Genomic DNA, 18,531 nt, shown 5'->3' with positions numbered 1-18,531 from the left:
GGATAACGACAGTTGCCTGCACCCGTCACGCGTACCGTTGAGGTGTGGCACACGAGCAGTCCCAACTCCCCGAAACCCACCGGACGACCACGGCCGAACAAGGCCGTTTCTGCCTGGCGCGCTGCACCTGCGGCTGGCGCGGCCCCTCCCGCAGAGCCCGCTCGAAGGCGAGAAGCGACGCCGAGGAGCACACCGCCCACCCCTGACCCGACCGCCCGGCGTGGAACCCCGCGCTCCCCGAAGACGTCTCGTACCCCGGGAAACAACGGGAGGCGTCCATGGATCGGCGTACGTTCATCGCAGTCGGCGCGGCCACTGTCACGGCAGGCGCGGCCACGGCATGCAGCACCGGCACGGCGGGGGCCGGTGGCGGGCGGGCGACGCCCGGCGCGACAACCGGCGCCACCATCCGCACCACCAGCGCGAGCGCCTCCGCCGCGGCGAACCTCAAGGCGCTCGCCAAGGACCTCGACGGCACGCTCGTCACCCCCGGCCAGGCCAAGTGGGCGGCCGCGCGCCAGCTCTACAACACCCGCTTCGACAGCCTGAAGCCGACCGCCGTCGCCTATGTCGCCCACCCCGACGACATCCGCACCACGCTCGCCTACGCGCGGGCGCACCACGTACCCGTCTCGATCCGCAACGGCGGCCACTCGTACGCGGGCTGGTCGTCCGGCGACGGCCGCCTGATCCTCGACGTCTCGAAGCTCTCCGCGATCAGGGCCTCCGGGGGCGAGGCCGTGGTGGGCGCGGGCGCCAAGCTCATCGACGTGTACCGCGCGCTCGCCGCGAAGGGCGTCACCATCCCGGCCGGGTCCTGCCCCACGGTCGGCGTCTCCGGCCTCACCCTCGGCGGCGGTCACGGCGTCGTCTCCCGCGCTTACGGCCTGACCTGCGACAGCCTCACCCAGGCCACACTGATCACGGCGGACGGCAAGCAGGTCGTCGCGAACAGGAGCGAGAACAAGGACCTGTTCTGGGCCCTGCGCGGCGCGGGCAACGGCAACTTCGGCGTGGTCACCGAGCTCCGCTTCCGCACGCACCCCGCCCCGCAGGCCGTCTCCGCGTACATGACCTGGCCCTGGTCGAAGGCCACCGCCGTCCTGAAGGCCTGGCAGGAGTGGGGTCCCTCGCAGCCCGACGAGATCTGGTCGTCCTGCCACATGGCGAACGCCGTCGGAGGCCGGCCGACCATCTCGGTCGCCGCGTTCTCGCTCGGCACGTACCGCGAACTCCAGAACGCCGTCGACCGCCTCGCCGACGGCCCCGGCGGCCCCGGCCCCGCGTCGAACGTCTCCCTCAAGCGCCGCTCCTACGAGGAGTCGATGGAGGTGTACGCGGGCTGCTCGGCGTTCGCCGAGGACGCCCAGTGCCACCTGCCGGGCACGACCCCGGGGCGCAGCACGCAGGGGGCGCTCGGGCGCGAGACGTACGCGGCCCACTCCGACTTCTTCGACCGCTCGATCTCCTCGGCCGGCATCCGCGCCATGTTCGCCAAGATGGAGAACGTCACCTCGGGCGCCGGCAGCATCGCGCTGACCGCACTCGGCGGGGCGATCAACCGCGTCGACCCGACCGCCACCGCGTTCGTGCACCGGCGCTCCCGGATGCTCGCGCAGTACATAGTCTCCTGGCAGGCCGGAACGTCCGGCTCCACGGCCCGCGCCTGGCTCGATTCCGCCCACACGGCGATGCGGCCGTACGCGTCGGGGGCGGCGTACCAGAACTACACGGACCCGACACTGACGAACTGGCGCAAGGCGTACTACGGCGACGCGGCCACACGCCTGGCGACAGTCAAGAAGCAGTACGACCCGAACCACTTCTTCACGTTCCCGCAGGGGCTGTGAGGGCGCCCTGATCCGAGCGCCCCGTCAGGGGCGCGGGGCTGTGCCGATCCGCGGCTCCGCCGCGTGCGCGCCCGGCCCTCACCGGACCCGCACCCGGCGCACGGCCGTTCCGGCGGTACCCGACACGGACGGCCCACCCAACACGCCCTCGACTGGCCCAAAGCGGCCCACAGGGTTCCGCTGGGACCATGAACAAGCCCCGAATACCCCGAATACCCCGTACAGCCGCCGTCCTCGCGATCGGCGCCGCCGCGCTCGCCGTGGGCGTCACGGCCGCCGCCGTCACCGACGACGACTCGGAACACCCCGGTTCGGGCACCCGCGCCATCGCGTCCGGCGCCGTGGCGCTCACCGCCGCGGGCGGCGGCGCCGTCCTCCTGTGCCGACGTGAAGCAGAGAAGGCTAAGCGGCCAGATCCCGCTCTTCAGACTCCCGCGGCTCAGGAATCTCCACCGTCTCCCGAGCCGGCGCCGCCTCGCTAGGCGACCACACCAGCCAGCGCAGCCGCTTCGTCCGCCCGACGGTGCGCGCCAGCGGGGTGAGCAGCGCGGACGCGAGCGGCGACAGGAGCAGTGCCACCGCCGTGCCGAGGGCGAATCCGCCGACGACGTCGGTCGGGTAGTGCACGCCCATGAAGACCCGGCAGAACCCTTCGAGCACCGCGAGCCCGAGACCGATGAGCCCGAACTTGCGGTGGGCGACGAAGAGACCCGCGCCGATGGCCATGGCGAGCGTCGCGTGGTCACTGACGAAGGAGAAGTCCGACTTGCCGGCGACGAGGACGTCGAGGCCCTCGTGGTCGGTGAAGGGCCTGGGCCGCTCCACGAAACCGCGGATCGGCACGTTCACCAGGACGGCGATTCCGGCCGCGAGCGGGGCCCATACGACGGAGGCGACCGACGAGGCGGCGTCGTCGAGCGAGTCCCGCTTGCGCACACCCCACCAGCACCACAGGGTGAGCAGCACGAGCGCGAGCAGCAGACCGTACTCACCGACGAACGCCATGGCGCTGTCGACCCAGCCGGGGGCGTCCTTCGCCAGACCGTTGATGTCGTAGAGCAGACCGACGTCCGGGTTGGACCCGGAGGCCCCGAGTGCCGAGAGTCCAGCCAGTCCAGCCATCTCGCCGCGGCCCCTTCGTCTTGCTGCTCAGTGGGCGCACACGTGCCGTGCGCCGCTCGTCCACCCCCGTGGTCATAGATCCGCGGTCTTCGTCGATCCGCGATCGGCTCAGGAAAAGGAACGCACGGCCCCCACTCCTTCGTTCCGCACTCCACCGAATGATCACGCAGACGTTATCGAAGAGAGACACGAAGCCGCAGCTCAGGGCAGGGCTCTGACGGAGAGTTCCCGCCACGTCACACTTCGGAGTTCCCGGTCGGCCTCTCGCTCGGCACCGCCTTCGCACCATCCTCGGTCACCCGCGTCGCCCCGAAATAGTCGGGTGTGTCGACCGGGTCGAACCGGATCACGGCACCCGGCCGCGGCGCGTCGATCATGTAGCCGCCGCCCACATAGATCCCGACGTGCCGGATCGCGCGGCTGTCGGTGAGGTCGTCCGAGAAGAAGACGAGGTCTCCCGGCAGCAGCTCGTCCCGCTTGGGATGCGGCCCGGCGTTGTACTGGTCGTTCGCGACCCGCGGCAGCTCGATCCCGACCTCCCGGTACGCGGCGAGCGTCAGCCCCGAGCAGTCGAACCGGCCGCCCTGATCGGCGGTCCCGTTCCCGCCCCACAGGTACTCGGTCCCCAGCTTCTTCTGCGCGTAGTAGATGGCACCCGCCGCCTGCTGCGACGGCTGCACCCGCCCGACCGGCCGCGCGAAGCTCTTCTCCAGGTTCGTGATCGTCTTCACGTAGTTCTGCGTCTCGCGGTACGGCGGTACGCCTCCGTACTTGATGACGGCGTACGCGCCCGCGTTGTAAGCGGCGAGCATGTTCTCGGTCTGACTGCCCGGCGCGTCCTTCACGTACTTCGCGAGCGAGCAGTCGTACGAGGCCGCGGACGGAATGGCGTCCTTCGGATCCCAGATGTCCCGGTCCCCGTCCCCGTCACCGTCGACCCCGTGCGCGGCCCACGTCCCCGGGATGAACTGCGCTATGCCGAGCGCCTTCGCCGGACTCTTCGCGTTCGGGTTGAACCCGCTCTCCTGATACAGCTGAGCGGCGAGCAGCGCCGGATTGATCGCGGGGCAGAGGTTCCCCCACTCCTGCACGATCGACTGGTACGCGGCGGGCACGGCGCCCTTGGCGAGCCCCACGGCCCCCTTGCCGACCCCGCTCGCGAGAGAGCCGGCCGCCATGTACGTACCGACGACGACAAGGGTCACGAACCCGGTCCCCCCGGCAGCGAGCGCACCCCCGACGACCCACGCCTTACGCACCGTCAACCGCCCTCCGTCGCAAGGCCATCAGTCTAGATGCGGGCCCGTCGGACGGGATGGACCATCTCCACACTCGGGACACCTGACTCCGCGTCTTCGGCGACCGCGCCATGACTCTGCTCGCACCCAGGGACCGCCGCCTGTTGATGACCCGGAAAGTCGCGCGCTTGTTTGAGCCGGCGATGTACCCGAGTATCGACGTCACTTGAGGGCTCGCAGCGGCGGGTCCGCTCGCTCCTGGGGAGGGCTTGTGCGGGTGCGGGTCGCATGCTGCGCGGTGACCGCCGGCTTGCTGATGGCGGCGGGGTGCGGCACGAAGAGCACGGGCCCTGGCGCGGACAGCGGCAGCAAGCCGCACTCCGCCACGCCCCCGGCGCCGCGCAGCACCACGCCCCCGAAACCGGATCTCAGCGCGCTCCCGACGCCGTCGCACCCGGTGGCCGGGGTGGACGGAACACCGGCCGATGGGCAGACGTTCAACGTCACACAGGTCAAGAGCGCGCTGCTGCGGCCCGGGGAGATGCATCCGGCCGGGACCACCAGAGCAGAGGCGTACGAGGGCGACATCAACCAGTACTCGGGGCTGTCGGCGGGCTGGGAGGACTGCGGGACGCGGGTGGACGGCCCGCGCAAGGAGCTGGAGGAGTTGCACGGCCCGAGCGCCCAGTACATCGCGCGGCGGCCGATGACCGGCAAGGAAGCCCGCAAGCGGGACGCCAGCCGTACGGCCGTCGGGTTCGAGCGGTTGGCCTCTTTGCCGGACACGCAGTCCAAGCGCTATGTCGAGCTGCAGTACCAACTGCACAAGTCCTGTCCCAGCTCCCTCAGGGACACGGACGGTGCGCCGGAGGCGGAGTTCCGTGCGGCGGAGCGGCTCACCGGCCTCGGCGACCAGGCGGTCCTCACGGCACGCGGGTTCCACACCAACCCCAATGACCCGGCCGACAGTGGCGTGAGCTGGTCTTACACCGTCGAGGTGCGCATCGGCACCGTCATCGTCACCGTCTCCCCCGAGGCGGCCGAGGAGAGCAGTCCCGACGACGTCGTGGCCCTGGCCGCCAGGGCAGCCCAGCGCGTCCGGGACACCCTCTACGCCCAGGTTCCGACGCCAACCGCCTCCGGGACGCCGGATGACGGACACCACCCCAGTGCGACCTCGGGCGCAACGTAAAACTGCCGGGTGCGGATCGTGCGCGCGGGACACCCGGCCTGACTGCTCCCACGGATTACGGATACGGATTCCGAGACCGGCCACGCCCGCCGCCTTCGCCGGTCTGGTTCGGCGGGTGCGGGTCACCGATCAAAAGCAGATTGGGTGGCTGGAGTGACTGGGTGGTTGCTGGCGGCCTCCGTACGCCGTCTTTTCGTCTGCGGCTCGGTGGGGGCTGACTTTCGTCGGCTGATCTTCGTACGGGGTTGGAGGGGGAGCCAGATTTTCCTTCAACGCCCAACGGGCTCCGGACTACCAAGACCAAAGACGAAAAGCAGGCAGCAACAGCAAGCAGAGCACGCGGCAGGGTCAGGGCGGTCCGCTCTCTCGCGGGCGGCTGCGGCCCGCCGGTTGGGGGCAAACGACCTCTCCGGAGGCCGAGATCTGCCACTCACACCCCCACGGGCCTCACGCTCCGCCGACCCTTGACGTAAGCGCAGCTCAGAGAACCGCCTCCCTGACAGTGCTCTCATGACTGGCAGATTCAGGCCAGTTCGGGCAGTCCCGGTCCCACCCCTCCTCCCGTAGCCGCACGGGCACGGGCACGGACACGGACACGGACACGGACACGGACACGGGCACCCTCATACGAACCGGCCCGCACCCGGCAATCCACCCTGCCCTCCCTTCCCCTCCCTCCCCGCAGCCGCCTGCTTTTCGTCTTTGGTCTTGGTCGTCCGGGGACCATTGGTGGTCGGAGCGGATGAGAACCCCCCTCCCCCGTACGAACATCAAGCGACGAAAGTCAGCCCCCACCTGGCCGCAGAGAAGAGGACGGCGTGCGGAGGCCGCCAGCAACCACCCACGGACCCCAGCCACCCCATTCGCTTTTCATCGGTGACCGCAAGGAAGGACGCCCTCATGCCCCATGACGAAACCTCACCCCCCGCCCAGCTCGACAGGACCCGCGCCGCCCCAGAGGGCGCGACCGGGGACGGCCCCTGGATAGAGATCGCGTTCGGCGCCGGCGACCTCGTGTACCTGCGCGAGACGTCCGTCCCGGACACCGTCGTCACCACGACCCGCTCGAAGTGGGACGCCTTCGTACTGGGCGTGCATGCAGGCGAGTTCGACCACTTCGCCGAGGACCTCTGACGCGTCCGGCGACAGCCAGTGAGTGGCCAACGAACCGTCACCGTCCAGGTCACGGCACAGACCTGAGGTTCATTGCCCGGAGTGACGCAGCGTGATACACAGAGTGACCATACGTTCCCTCGTATACGCAACCATGTGAAGACGTTGGAACTCAGCCAAGGAATGGCGCCAAGTCGGCGGGCATCCGCGGCGATCTGGGCAAGAATGGGCCTGACCTCTGCGCTGCGGCGGGGGCGACAGAACTACCCACATGGGGCGGTGAGTTACACATGCTGCTGGCAGCCGGCAAGGGCAACATCGACACCATCATCGGCGGGATCGCCCCCGACTGGGGCCCATTCCAGAATCTGGGCAAGGAAGCTCAGGTGATGGTCGAGGTCGTGATGGCGGTGGCGATCCTGCTGTGCCTGGGCATCGCGATCTGGGGCGCGGCCAAGCAACGGATCGGCGCGACGGCCCTGCGCGACACGTTCAGCGCCGAGCAGGGCAAGGGCCTCATCATCGCGGGCCTGACCGGCGTATTCATCATCGGCTCACTCGGCACGCTCTTCACCATCGTGTACGGCATGGCGATCTAGCCCCTGTTCCGCCCGCTCCGGTCCCACCTGCACTGAGGTTGCAACTCCCTGATGTCCAGTCACCACACCGCGCCCGCGCGGAAAGCAGCGCGGCTACCGTCGTACGCGGCGGTTCAGCACGAGCCTGAGGGGGCGTACGCGGGATGAGTCCGGGCGACGGCAACGACGACGACGGCCTCTACGGCGGCACGGGCCAGACCCGTACCCGCCTGCCCGACGGGGGTCAGGGCGATGTGTACGGGGGCGCTGCGCGCAGACCTGCCCGGTCTTCGTCGCGCAGTCTCATCACCGTGGTCGGAGTGGTGGTCCTGCTCGTCGCGGCGATCGCCTTCGCGAACCGGGACGGGGACGGCTCCTCTTCGGGGGGCGGCGACAGCAAGAAGCCGGGCGCGTCCGCGACGGCGGCGACCGGAACGAAGCCGGTCGCGTCAGGCTTCGCCCATGACGAGCAGGGGGCGCAGAGCGCTGCGGCGAATTATGCGGTGCTGCTCGGTTCGGCGGAGATGTTCAACAAGGCCCAGCGGGACCGCATCCTCAATGAGGTCATCACGCCCTCCCGCGTGACCGGCTTCGAGGGCACCCTCGACAAGGCCTACTCCCCTGAGTTCAACAAGAACGTTGGACTCAATGAGGACGGATCGTCGCCCCACGGCTACACCTTCGTCTCGCGCACCATCCCGATCGGCACCAAGACGACCGACTCCTCCGCAGGCACGGCGAACGTCGATGTCTGGTGCAGCGGCCTGCTCGGAATGGCTGGAGAGAACTCGAAGAACCCGGTCACGAACAGTTGGTTCACCATCTCCATGAAGCTCGAGTGGACCGGCGGGGACTGGAAGATCGTCACGCACTCCCAGAAGGACGGCCCCGCCCCGGTCCCGGGCGACGAACGCGCCTCCAGTTCTGACGAGATCGCGAACGCGGTCGAGGGGTACGGAGGGTTCACGTATGCCCGGTAAGCGGCACTCGCTCAAGCTCACCACTGCCATCACGGCCGTGCAGACCGCCGCGTTCCTGTTCGCTACACGCGCATACGCGGCGCCAGACCCGAAGAGCTCCAACGATCCGTGCGATCTGATCCACGGCCCCGCCAAGGCCTACTGCGAACGCGGCAACGGAAAGTCCGGCGGCACCTCCCCCACCACACCCCCCGGCACCACCAACCCCCTGGACCCCCTCTCCTCCCTCGCCAGAGGCTGTGCCGACGCCGCTTCCTGGACTGTCGACATGCTCAGCAAGTCCATCAAGCAGACCGCCAACGTCGACTTCACCAACCCCAGGTTCCTCCAGCAGTACGCCATCGTGTTCGCCGCGTCCGCGATCCTCACGTTGCTGCTGTGGCTGCTCGCCGTGGCCAAGCGGGCGGTTCGAGGGGTTCCCCTCGGGACCGCGGTTTCCGAGGCCATCGGGTTCCTGTGGCTGACGGTGCTCGCGTCCGCGTTCACGCCGCTGATCCTCTACACCGTCGTCTCCGCGACGGACGGTGTCTCGGATGTGCTGGCGAAGGCGACGGGGGATCAGACGGACGCGTTCTTCGGGACGTTCTCCGGTGCGCTGAAGAAGGGCGACGACATCGGGGGCGGGCCGATCATGCTGATCGTTGTCTCGCTCGTGTCGATCCTCGCCGCCGGTGTGCTCTACCTGGAGCTGTATCTGCGGGCCGTGCTGCTGTACGTGGGCGCGCTGCTCGGCGTCGTCGTCTACGCGGGGCTCGTCGACAAGAACCTGTGGGGGCACGTCCGCCGGTGGGCCGGCGTGATGATCGCCGTGATCCTGGTGAAACCGGTGATTGTCATCGTGCTCGGGCTGGCCGGCGCGCTGTCCGGGTCGGAAGGGCCGGACTCCCTCGCCGCCGTCGTCTCCGGTCTCGCCATCGTGCTGCTCGCGATCTTCGCCAGCGGCATGATCTATCGCTTCGTACCCGGCTTCGGCGACGAGATCGTCAACGGCCGCAACAACCGCATCATGCGCGGCGCCGAGAACAAGGCCGCCGCAGTCATCAGTTCACCCGCCGCACTCGTCTCGCAGGGCATCAAGACGCACAGCGCCCGTGCGGACGGTGGCGGCGGCAGCGGTGGCGGCCAGTCCCAGGCCCGCCCCGCGAACCCCGTGTCGGGAGGCGTGGCCGCACACAGCACACGCCCCTCCTCCGGGGGCAGTGGCGGTGGCGGCGGATCTGTCCCCTCCGCCGCACCTCCGCCCCGTACGAGTCCCACGAACACGCCGCACGCGCGCAGTACGCGTAACGGCGGGAACACCGGCAACAGCAATCGGCAAGGAGGTGCAGGGCGTTGACGACCCAGTCCCATGTGTCCCCATCGGTCACGCCCCGCCGTACGTATCTGATCGGCCGTGCCCGGCCGAACGCCATCGTCGGCAAGAACCGCGAGACCGGCGAGATCGCCCTCATCATCGGGGGCGCTTTCCTGGGCATGATGTGCGGGCTTCTCGTCCCCGCCCTGTCCCTGCGCATCATGCTGCTCCTGGGCTTTCCGCTGATCGCGCTCGCGGCCGTCTACATCCCGTACAAGCACCGCACCTTCTACAAGTGGTTCGAGATCAACCGCAGTTACAAGCGGCAGCTGAAGCGCGGCACGACGTACCGGTCGCGGGCCATGGACGCGGGGGTGCGGCTCGACGGGCGCGAGGTGGAGATCGGGCCGCCGCCCGGCATCGGCCGGCTGACCTGGCTGGCCGCGCCGTTCGGGCCGGACGAGATCGCCGTGCTGCTGCACGCCGACCGGCGGACCGTCACGGCCGCCATCGAGATCGAGGGCCCGGGTGTCGGGCTGCGGGACAGCGAGGACCAGGAGGCGCTGGTCGACCGGTTCGGGACGCTTTTGAAGCACGTCGCGAACGGGGACGGGTTCGTCACGCGGCTGCAGATGCTCGCCCGCACGCTCCCCGCCGACCCCGACGCGCACGCCAAGGACGTCGCCGTGCGCGGTGACGACCGCACGCCGGGCTGGCTGCAGCAGTCGTACAACCAGCTCCAGTCCATGGTGTCGACCAGCAGCGAGCAGCACCGCGCCTACCTCGTGGCCTGCATGCACTACACGCGCGAGCTGGCCGCCGAGGCGCACGCCATGGCGCGCGCGGCCCGTCCGCACAGCGGCCGCAAGGTCGACCGGGACGCGGGGCTCGCGGTCGTCATGGCGCGCGAGCTGACCGACATCTGCTCGCGCCTCCAGGAGGCCGACATCCGGGTGCGTCAGCCGCTCGGACAGGGGCGGCTCGCCTCGCTCGTGCACTCCATGTACGACCCGGACCATCCGATCGACCACATTCAGGCCATGACCAAGCGCAACGCCTGGCCGGCCGAGCTGGACGCGATGGAGCCGACGTATCTGCAGGCCAAGACGCGCGAGTCCTCGACGCGCGCGCCCTGGTGCCACGCCACCGCCTGGGTGAAGGAGTGGCCGATGACGCCGGTCGGCGTGAACTTCCTGGCACCGCTCCTCGTCCACACCCCCGACGTGATCCGCACCGTGGCCGTCACGATGGACCTGGAACCCACCGAGGTCGCCATCGAGCGGATGCTCACCGAGAAGACGAACGACGAGGCGGACGCCAGCCGCGCCGCCAAGATGAACCGGACCATCGACCCGCGTGACGTCGCCGCCAACACCCGCCTCGACCAGCGCGGCGAGGACCTCGCGAGCGGCGCGGCCGGGGTCAACCTCGTCGGCTACATCACCGTCTCCTCCCGCTCCCCGGAGAGCCTCGCGCGCGACAAGCGCACGATCCGCGCCTCCGCCGGCAAGTCCTATCTGAAGCTGGAGTGGTGCGACCGCGAGCACCACCGGGCCTTCGTCAACACATTGCCGTTCGCGACCGGCATCCGACGGTAGAGGCAGGGCTCTGAGATGCGGGATCCGCTGTCCATGGTCACGGACGCCTTCACCTCCTTCCTCTTCGGGAAGGTGGAGACGACCCGGCTTCCGGTCCGTACGTCGACGGGGCAGGCCCAGGCGGTCTACCTGCCGACGGCCGCCCCCGGCCTCGGCGACTCGGGCGTCATCATCGGCCGCGAGGTCTACTCCGGCAAGGGCTACATCTACGACCCGTTCCAGCTGTACGGGCAGCAGTTGCCCGCCCCGCACTGGCTGGTCCTCGGCGAGTCCGGCAACGGCAAGTCCGCGCTGGAGAAGACGTACGTCCTGCGGCAGCTGAGGTTCAAGGACCGCCAGGTCGTCGTCCTCGACGCGCAGGGTGAGGACGGGGTCGGCGAATGGAACCTCATCGCCCAGGAGCTGGGTATAACTCCCATCCGGCTCGACCCCACGGCCGCTCTGGACATGGGGATCCGGCTCAACCCGCTCGACCCGGCGATCACGACGACCGGGCAGCTCGCCCTGCTCCGGACGATCATCGAGGTGGCCATGGGGCACGGTCTCGACGAGCGCTCGGGCTTCGCCCTCAAGGTCGCGCACGCCTACGTCAACGAGACCATCGTCGACCGCCAGCCCGTCCTGACCGACATCGTCGAGCAGCTCCGCCACCCGGAACCCGAGTCGGCGGAAGCGATGAACGTGGCCATAGACGACGTACGGGCCTGGGGCCTGGACGTCGCCCTCGTCATCGACCGGCTCGTGGACGGTGACCTGCGCGGCATGTTCGACGGTCCGACGACGGTCGGCATCGACCTCGACGCCCCGCTGATCGTCTTCGACCTCTCCCACATCGACCGCAACTCCATCGCCATGCCGATCCTCATGGCGATCGTGGGCGTGTGGCTGGAGCACACCTGGATCCGGCCGGACCGCAAGAAGCGCATCTTCCTGGTGGAAGAGGCGTGGCACATCATCAACTCGCCTTTCGTGGCACAGCTGTTCCAGCGGCTCCTGAAGTTCGGGCGACGGCTCGGCCTGTCGTTCGTGGCGGTCGTCCACCACCTCAGCGACGTGGTGGACGGGGCCGCGGCCAAGGAGGCGGCCGCGATCCTGAAGATGGCGTCGACCAGGACCGTCTACGCCCAGAAGGCCGACGAGGCACGGGCCACCGGTCTCGTACTCGGCCTGCCACGCTGGGCCGTGGAGATCATCCCCTCGCTGACGCCGGGCATCGCGGTCTGGGACGTGAACGGGAACGTCCAGGTCGTGAAGCACCTCATCACCGAGACGGAACGTCCCCTGGTCTTCACCGACCGCGCCATGACGGAGTCCTCCGCCGAGACGCTCGGCGACGACGACGCAATGCGCGCCGCCGACCTGGAGGCGGAGGAACGGGCGGCCGCGTTCGTGGAACAGCACATGGGCGACCGGCTGAAGGACTCGTCGGAGTCGACGGTGGCCTGAGGCCTGGGGTCTGAGGCCTGATGTCCGAGGCCTGAGGCTGGGAAGTCACTGGTGGGGCTCGGCGAGAGCGAGAGCGGGATGCGGCGGCACGACGCCTACGAGCGGGACGACAGGTACGGGGAGCGGGGCCGGGGTGGCCCCGCCCCACGGGAACGGGAACGCGGCGTTCCCGACGGGCTGCTCCTCGGCGTCCTCGCGTTCCTGCTCGGCATGACCGTCATGGTGTGGACGGCGACGGGTCTGTCGGGCCTGTTCTCCAAGGGCGCCTGGCCGGACGGCGTGACGATCCGCCACACGCCGGTGGCCATGCGCTCCCTCATCGGCCGCCCGCACGACCTGCCGGCCGCGTGGCCGGACACCCCGGACGGGCAGCTCTCCGGGTACGGGCTGTTCTGGGGCCTGTTCATCGGCCAGGTCCTTGTGCTGATCGTGCTCGCGGTGTTCATCGCGGGGACGGTGGCGCGGTGGCGGGCCGTACGGCGGAGGGGGCGGGCACAGACCGGTGCGCCTCCGCCCGCCGAACCGGCGCCTGCGGTCACGCCCGCTCCCCGGGCCACGGCCTCGGAGGTCGTCCCGGCGGCTGGGGCGGAATCCTCTGACAGTCACGCGCACGACCAGCACCACGCACCCCACGAGCACCTCCCGAGTCCCGTCGCCCCGGCAGCCGCCACCCCCGTGGCCGTCCCCGCCCCCCGCGGCCCCGTGGTCCTCGGCCCCGTCGAGACCCGGGCTCCCCGGGCCATTCAGGCGATCAGGGACGCCGAGGGTCCCGTCCTCGTCGTCACGTCGTCGGCGAGTGTCTGGGCCGAGACCAAGGACGCCCGGTCGAAGCTGGGCCCCGTCCTCGTCTACGACCCGACGCACCTGTGCGACACCCCGGCCCGCCTCCACTGGAACCCGGCGCAGGGCTGCGAGGACAAGCCCACGGCCGCGTCCCGGGCGGCAGCGCTCCTCGCCCCGATCCGGCCCACCGCCAAACTCGACGCGGCCACCGCCGACACGGCCGAGACCCTGCTGAGGAGCTTTCTGCACGCCGCCGCCGTGGACGCGAAGCCCTTCCGGCACGTGCACCGCTGGGCGCAGGGCAGTCAGGTCCAGGAGGCCGTACGCATTCTGCGTACCAGCCCGAAGGCCGCGGCCGGCACAGCGGGCGAGCTGGAGGCCGCGCTCACCTCGCACACCGAACGCCGGGACATGGCACAGGAGTTGACGGCCCGCGCTCTGTCCTCGCTGTTCTCCGTCCACATCCGCGAGGCCTGCACCCCAAACCGAACTGATGCGCTCACCCTGGATTCCTTCGTGAATGAAGGGGGCACGCTTTATGTGGTGGGTGAAGCCATCGAGGATCCCAAGACGGACCCGGGCGCGATGCCCCTCCTCACGGCCCTCGCCTCAAGCGTGGTCGAGCACGGCCGGCGCATGGCCGAACGGTCATCTGCCGGTCGGCTCGACCCACCAATGGCGCTCGTCCTCGACGATGTCGCCGCGGTGGCTCCGCTTCCCCAGCTGCCGGAGCTGCTGTCCACCGGAGCGGACCGGGGTCTTCCGACCCTGGCCCTCCTCCGCTCCCGGGAACAGGGCAGGGCCCGCTGGCCGCACGCCGAACTCCCGGTCACCTAGGGCCTTTCACCGACGCTCCAGCACCATCTCGTACTCGTACTTCGACGGGTCCGACGGCACCGCCACGCTCGCCCCGCTGGGGACGAAGCCGAACCGCCGGTAGAACGCCTGCGCCCGCGCGTTGTCCTCGTGCACGTACAACCGCACCCGCTCCAGGCCGTCCAGCGAGCGTGCCCACTCCACGGCCGCCAGGAACAGCGCCTCGGTCACGCCGCTCCCCCGGTGCTCGGGCCGCACGTACACCCCGACGAGATGTGCCTGGCGCACCTCGCTCGTGTCGCCGAAGACGAGCGGCGCTCCGGCCTCCTCCGCGAGCACGGTCACGGATCCCCACCACCGGCCGTCCGCACCCTCGGCGACGAACAGCCGGGCAGATCCGTCGAGTTCGTACCTCCCGGCCCGGTCCCGCCAGAACTGCTCAGGCCGCGCGAGCGCGCCCTCGTACGTCTCCAGGAAGGCGATCGGCGCCGCCGGGTCGCGAAGGGCGGCGAGCCGCATCTCCCGCACCGCCTGCCACTCATCGCTGCGGACAGGACGTACGGCGTACTTCTCGGCAGGCTCCATGGGGCGGACCCTACGGGACCGTCGTACCGGGGTACTACGCGTTTTCCGCAGCTCCGGACCCCGGTCGGACGACCCGCCCCCGCCCCTCTCCCTACCTTCGAACCATGACGATCAGGGCACACGGACTCACCAAACGCCACGGCGACAAGACCGTCGTCCAGGACCTCACCTTCACGGTCGACCCGGGCACCGTCACCGGCTTCCTCGGCCCCAACGGCGCCGGCAAGTCCACCACCATGCGCATGCTCCTCGGCCTCGACGCCCCGACCTCGGGCCGCGCCACCGTCGGCGGCCGCGCCTACGCCGCACACGCCGCGCCCCTGCACGAGGTCGGCGCCCTCCTGGAGGCCCGCTCGATCCACCCGGGCCGCACCGCGTTCCACCACCTCATGGCGCTCGCCCACACACACGGCGTGCCGCGCTCCCGCGTCGACCACGTCCTCGCGCTCACCGGCCTCACCGATGTCGCGGGAAAGCGCGTGAAGGGCTTCTCCCTCGGCATGGGCCAGCGCCTGGGCATCGCGGCCGCGCTCATCGGCGACCCGGCCACCGTCATCCTGGACGAACCGGTCAACGGCCTCGACCCGGAGGGCGTCCTGTGGGTCCGCAACCTCCTCAAGTCCCTTGCCGCGGAGGGCCGTACGGTCCTCGTCTCCTCGCACCTGATGAGCGAGATGGCCCTGACCGCGGACCACCTCATCATCATCGGCCGCGGCCGCCTCCTCGCCGACACCACCGTCTCCGACCTCGTACGCGAGTCAGGCGCGGCCTACGTCAAGGTCGTCACGCCCGAAGCCGCACGCCTGCGCGAGCTCCTGTCCGGCGCCCCCGGCGTCGACGTCACCGGCGAGTCCCCCGACACCCTGCACGTCCGCGGCACCGACGCCCCGGACATCGGCCGCACCGCCGCCACGCACGGCATCCCCCTCTTCGAACTCACGCCGCGGACCGCCTCGCTGGAGCAGGCCTTCATGGACCTCACCCACGACTCGGTCGAGTACCAGACCACCGCCCTGACGGGAGCAGCAGCATGACCACCGCAATCCCCTACCGCGTCACCACGCCCCGCGTACTGCGCTCCGAGTGGCACAAGTTCTGGACCCTGCGCTCCACGTGGATCACCCTCGCCGTCGCGAGCGCCCTCGTCCTCGCCGTCGGCATCACCATGGGCTCGACGTACGACGGCGACGACTCCGAGATCGACACGGTCGTCTTCGTCCTCCTCGGCACCCAGCTCTCGCAGATCTGCGTCGCCGTCCTCGGCATCCTGGTCACGGCGAGCGAGTACTCGACGGGCATGATCCGCGCCTCGCTGACGGCGGTCCCGCGCCGGCTGCCCGTGCTGTGGTCCAAGGCCGGAGTCTTCGCGGCCGTCGCGTTCACCCTGAGCTTCGTGACGAACGTGGTCACGTTCCTCGTCGCACAGATCTGGCTCTCCGACGGCGACAAGGCGACCTCGCTCACCGACACGGGCGTCCTCGGCGCCCTCGCGGGCAACGCCGCCGGCATCACCCTGATGAGCCTGATCGCCCTCGGTCTCGGCGGCCTGCTCCGCTCGGTCCCCGCCGCGATCGGCGCCTTCGTCGGCGGCGTGATGATCCTCCCCGAGATCCTCGGCATGCTCCCGTACGACGCCGTGGACAGCGCCGTCAACTACTTCCCGACCCAGTCCGCCGAGTCCCTCGGCTCCGCCACCCGGCTCGCCGACGCGGTCTCGCCCGCCATGGGGCTCCTCTCCCTGACCCTGTGGGCCGCCGCGGTCCTCACGGCCACGGCCCTCTTCCTCAGGCGCCGCGACGTATGACGCCCCGCGGAACCCTTTCCCGTACGAGGATGAAGCGGTGACGGACGAGGAGACGGACGACAGGACCCAGGGGCCCGAGCGGGCCCCCTTCCCCCTCACCGCTCACGTCCAGCGGCTCACCGAGCGGGTGCGCGCCTTCGACCGGCGCCGCCCGCTCGTCTGGGATCTCCACCTGACGGGCTTCTTCGTGACCGCCGCCGTCATCGACTACGCGGGCGACGGCTGGCGCAACATCGCCCACAACACCGCCGTACCGGGCCCGCTCGTCCTGTGCCTGAGCCTCGCTCTCACGGTGCCGCTGCTGTGGCGCCGCACGCGCCCGATGACGGCCCTCGCGGTGATGGTGGCGGCAGGTGTCGTGAACAGCTGGTCGGGCGCCCTGCTCCAGGCGGCGCTGGTCCAGCTCATCGTCGTGTTCAACGTCGCGCTGCGCCGCCCCCTCAAGCTCCTTGCGGCCGCCTGCGCGCTGACGATCGTGCCGGTCGTCGTGGGCGTCGCCCGCTATCCGAAGGGCAGTTGGGACCAGCAGATCGTCCCGCAGGTCTGGGCCATCACCCTGGTGGCACTGCTCGGCATCGCGGTCCGCAGCCGCCAGGAGTACACGTCGTCCCTCGTCGAGCGCGCCCGCCGCCTGGAGGTCGAACGCGACCAGCAGGCCCGGCTCGCCGCGGCCGCGGAACGCACCCGCATCGCCCGCGAGATGCACGACATCATCGGCCACAACCTCTCCGTCATCACGGGCCTCGCCGACGGCGGTTCCTACGCGGCGGCCAAGAGCCCCGAGCGCGCCGGGCAGGCCCTGGAAGCCATCGCGACGACAAGCCGCCAGGCCCTCGCGGAACTGCGCCGTCTGCTCGACGTCCTGCGCGAAGAGGCCGTGCCCACCGCCGAGTTGGCCCCCCAGCCGGCCCTCACGGACCTGGACCGGCTGGTCGACGGAGTACGCGCGGCCGGCCTGCCCGTACGCCTCGCGCTGCGCGGCCACCCCGGCTCCCTCGCCCCTGGAAAGGAACTGACGGTGTACCGCGTCGTGCAGGAGGCGCTCACCAATACGCTCAAGCACGCCGGTCCCGGCGCCTCCGCGGCCGTCGACGTCACATACGGGGACGACGGGGTGCGCGTCAGCGTCACGGACACGGGCCGCGGCGGCCGCTCGCCGGAGCCGGGCACGGGCCGCGGCCTGACCGGCATGCGCGAGCGAACTGGCCTCTACGACGGCACACTTGAGGCAGGCCCGCTGCCCACGCCCCCGGGCGGCTGGCACGTCCGTCTCCACCTCCCGAAGGAACCCTCCGCGTGACCAGTTTGCTCATCGTCGACGACCAGCCCATGCAGCGCTTCGGCTTCCGCATGCTCCTGGAGAGCCAGGACGACCTGACCGTCGCCGGGGAGGCGGGCGACGGCACCGAGGCGGTCCGCCTCACGGCACGCCTCCACCCGGACGTCGTCCTGATGGACATCCGCATGCCGGGCCTCGACGGCATCGAGGCCACGCGCCGCATCGTCGCGTCCGGCACCCGCGCCCGGGTCCTGATCCTCACGACGTTCGACCTCGACGAGTACGCGTACGACGGCCTGCGCGCGGGAGCGTCCGGCTTCCTCGTCAAGGACGCGCTGCCGGAGGAGCTCCTCTCCGGGATCCGGGCGGTCGCGACGGGCGACGCGGTGGTCGCGCCGAGCCTGACGCGCCGTCTCCTCGACGCCTACGTCCAGCACTTGCCGGCCACGAACGCACCCCTGGGCCCCGACCCGCGCATCGCCGCCCTCACGGACCGGGAACGCGAGATCCTCACGGTCATCGCCCAGGGCTGGACGAATTCGGAGATCGCGGCGCGACTGCACCTGGCCGAGTCGACGGTGAAGACCCATGTGAGCCGCATCCTGGCGAAGACGGGCGCCAGGGACCGGGTGCAGGCGGTGATCGTGGCGTACGACGCGAAGCTGGTGGAGCCGGCGTGAATCTGCGGCTCGCTTTATGTTCGGGAACGCAAAAAAGCCTCATTCCCCGAGTTTTCACTCGGGGAATGAGGCTTTTTATCAAAAATAGTTCGGCGGCGTCCTACTCTCCCACAGGGTCCCCCCTGCAGTACCATCGGCGCTGTGAGGCTTAGCTTCCGGGTTCGGAATGTAAC

General features: G+C 70.2%; 17 protein-coding genes and 1 rRNA gene. 14 read left to right on the top strand and 4 right to left on the bottom strand.

The genetic code is table 11. The annotated features are described in order from the left end of the window. Positions 1–44 precede the first annotated feature (44 nt). Both ACZ67T_RS10890 and ACZ67T_RS10885 read left to right on the top strand, forming a co-directional pair. Positions 45–206, top strand: coding sequence for a hypothetical protein (locus ACZ67T_RS10890; protein WP_469983129.1), 162 nt, complete (start codon positions 45–47; stop codon positions 204–206). Positions 207–278: 72 nt separating this feature from the next. Then, a complete protein-coding gene (locus tag ACZ67T_RS10885; RefSeq protein WP_469983128.1) occupies positions 279–1,850 on the top strand; it encodes an FAD-binding oxidoreductase in 1,572 nt (523 codons plus the stop codon). 402 nt (positions 1,851–2,252) lie between these two features. On the opposite strand, the gene ACZ67T_RS10880 is transcribed toward ACZ67T_RS10885, so the two are convergent. Continuing rightward, positions 2,253–2,972, bottom strand: a complete 720-nt coding sequence (locus tag ACZ67T_RS10880; RefSeq protein ID WP_469983126.1) for a phosphatase PAP2 family protein — start codon at positions 2,970–2,972, stop codon at positions 2,253–2,255. 236 nt (positions 2,973–3,208) lie between these two features. Continuing rightward, complete coding sequence (locus ACZ67T_RS10875) at positions 3,209–4,231, bottom strand: C40 family peptidase (protein WP_469983760.1); 1,023 nt, start codon at positions 4,229–4,231, stop codon at positions 3,209–3,211. A gap of 277 nt (positions 4,232–4,508) precedes the next feature. Between ACZ67T_RS10875 and ACZ67T_RS10870 the strand changes: the two genes are divergently transcribed. From ACZ67T_RS10870 to ACZ67T_RS10835, 8 genes are all read left to right on the top strand, one after another. Next, positions 4,509–5,402 carry a hypothetical protein gene (locus tag ACZ67T_RS10870; protein WP_469983124.1) on the top strand — a complete coding sequence of 298 codons (894 nt, stop codon included), beginning with the start codon at positions 4,509–4,511 and terminating at the stop codon, positions 5,400–5,402. Positions 5,403–6,302: 900 nt separating this feature from the next. Continuing rightward, entirely contained in the window at positions 6,303–6,536 is a 234-nt protein-coding gene (locus ACZ67T_RS10865; protein ID WP_469983122.1) for a DUF397 domain-containing protein, read from the top strand. Positions 6,537–6,805: 269 nt separating this feature from the next. Beyond that, complete coding sequence (locus ACZ67T_RS10860; RefSeq protein ID WP_116512240.1) at positions 6,806–7,114, top strand: hypothetical protein; 309 nt, start codon at positions 6,806–6,808, stop codon at positions 7,112–7,114. Between the two features lie 143 nt (positions 7,115–7,257). Continuing rightward, entirely contained in the window at positions 7,258–8,073 is an 816-nt protein-coding gene (locus ACZ67T_RS10855) for a DUF8175 domain-containg protein (protein WP_469983121.1), read from the top strand. After that, the gene (locus ACZ67T_RS10850; protein WP_469983120.1) at positions 8,063–9,409 is read left to right on the top strand and encodes a hypothetical protein; all 1,347 of its coding nucleotides are present in this window, start codon (positions 8,063–8,065) and stop codon (positions 9,407–9,409) included. The genes ACZ67T_RS10855 and ACZ67T_RS10850 overlap by 11 nt, the downstream gene beginning before the upstream one ends. Next, positions 9,406–10,965 carry an SCO6880 family protein gene (locus ACZ67T_RS10845; RefSeq protein ID WP_469983119.1) on the top strand — a complete coding sequence of 520 codons (1,560 nt, stop codon included), beginning with the start codon at positions 9,406–9,408 and terminating at the stop codon, positions 10,963–10,965. The genes ACZ67T_RS10850 and ACZ67T_RS10845 overlap by 4 nt, the downstream gene beginning before the upstream one ends. Before the next feature lie 15 nt (positions 10,966–10,980). Next, positions 10,981–12,411, top strand: a complete 1,431-nt coding sequence (locus tag ACZ67T_RS10840; protein ID WP_469983117.1) for an ATP-binding protein — start codon at positions 10,981–10,983, stop codon at positions 12,409–12,411. 78 nt (positions 12,412–12,489) lie between these two features. Further along, positions 12,490–14,031, top strand: coding sequence for a TraM recognition domain-containing protein (locus tag ACZ67T_RS10835; RefSeq protein WP_469983759.1), 1,542 nt, complete (start codon positions 12,490–12,492; stop codon positions 14,029–14,031). A 6-nt stretch (positions 14,032–14,037) separates the two neighbouring features. Here the strand turns inward: ACZ67T_RS10835 and ACZ67T_RS10830 are convergent, their stop codons facing one another. Then, positions 14,038–14,595: a GNAT family N-acetyltransferase gene (locus tag ACZ67T_RS10830; protein ID WP_469983115.1), complete on the bottom strand. Its 558-nt coding sequence runs from the start codon at positions 14,593–14,595 to the stop codon at positions 14,038–14,040. Between the two features lie 104 nt (positions 14,596–14,699). Between ACZ67T_RS10830 and ACZ67T_RS10825 the strand changes: the two genes are divergently transcribed. From ACZ67T_RS10825 to ACZ67T_RS10810, 4 genes are read left to right on the top strand one after another with little or no spacing between them, the layout of a single operon-like run. After that, the gene (locus ACZ67T_RS10825; protein ID WP_469983113.1) at positions 14,700–15,629 is read left to right on the top strand and encodes an ABC transporter ATP-binding protein; all 930 of its coding nucleotides are present in this window, start codon (positions 14,700–14,702) and stop codon (positions 15,627–15,629) included. Next, on the top strand, positions 15,626–16,399 hold the full coding sequence (locus ACZ67T_RS10820) for an ABC transporter permease (protein ID WP_469983111.1): 774 nt from the start codon (positions 15,626–15,628) through the stop codon (positions 16,397–16,399). Before ACZ67T_RS10825 ends, ACZ67T_RS10820 begins: the two co-directional genes overlap by 4 nt. A 37-nt stretch (positions 16,400–16,436) precedes the next feature. Beyond that, positions 16,437–17,699 carry a sensor histidine kinase gene (locus tag ACZ67T_RS10815; RefSeq protein ID WP_469983110.1) on the top strand — a complete coding sequence of 421 codons (1,263 nt, stop codon included), beginning with the start codon at positions 16,437–16,439 and terminating at the stop codon, positions 17,697–17,699. Continuing rightward, positions 17,696–18,358, top strand: a complete 663-nt coding sequence (locus ACZ67T_RS10810; protein WP_469983108.1) for a response regulator — start codon at positions 17,696–17,698, stop codon at positions 18,356–18,358. Before ACZ67T_RS10815 ends, ACZ67T_RS10810 begins: the two co-directional genes overlap by 4 nt. 87 nt (positions 18,359–18,445) lie before the next feature. Here ACZ67T_RS10810 and rrf read toward each other — a convergent pair. Further along, positions 18,446–18,531 (bottom strand): 5S ribosomal RNA (rrf, locus tag ACZ67T_RS10805); the annotation flags it as partial.

Source organism: Streptomyces sp. NPDC107517, from assembly GCF_055582645.1.
Note: the sequence above shows the minus strand (reverse complement) of the source record. Positions and strands in the feature narration are given on the sequence as shown.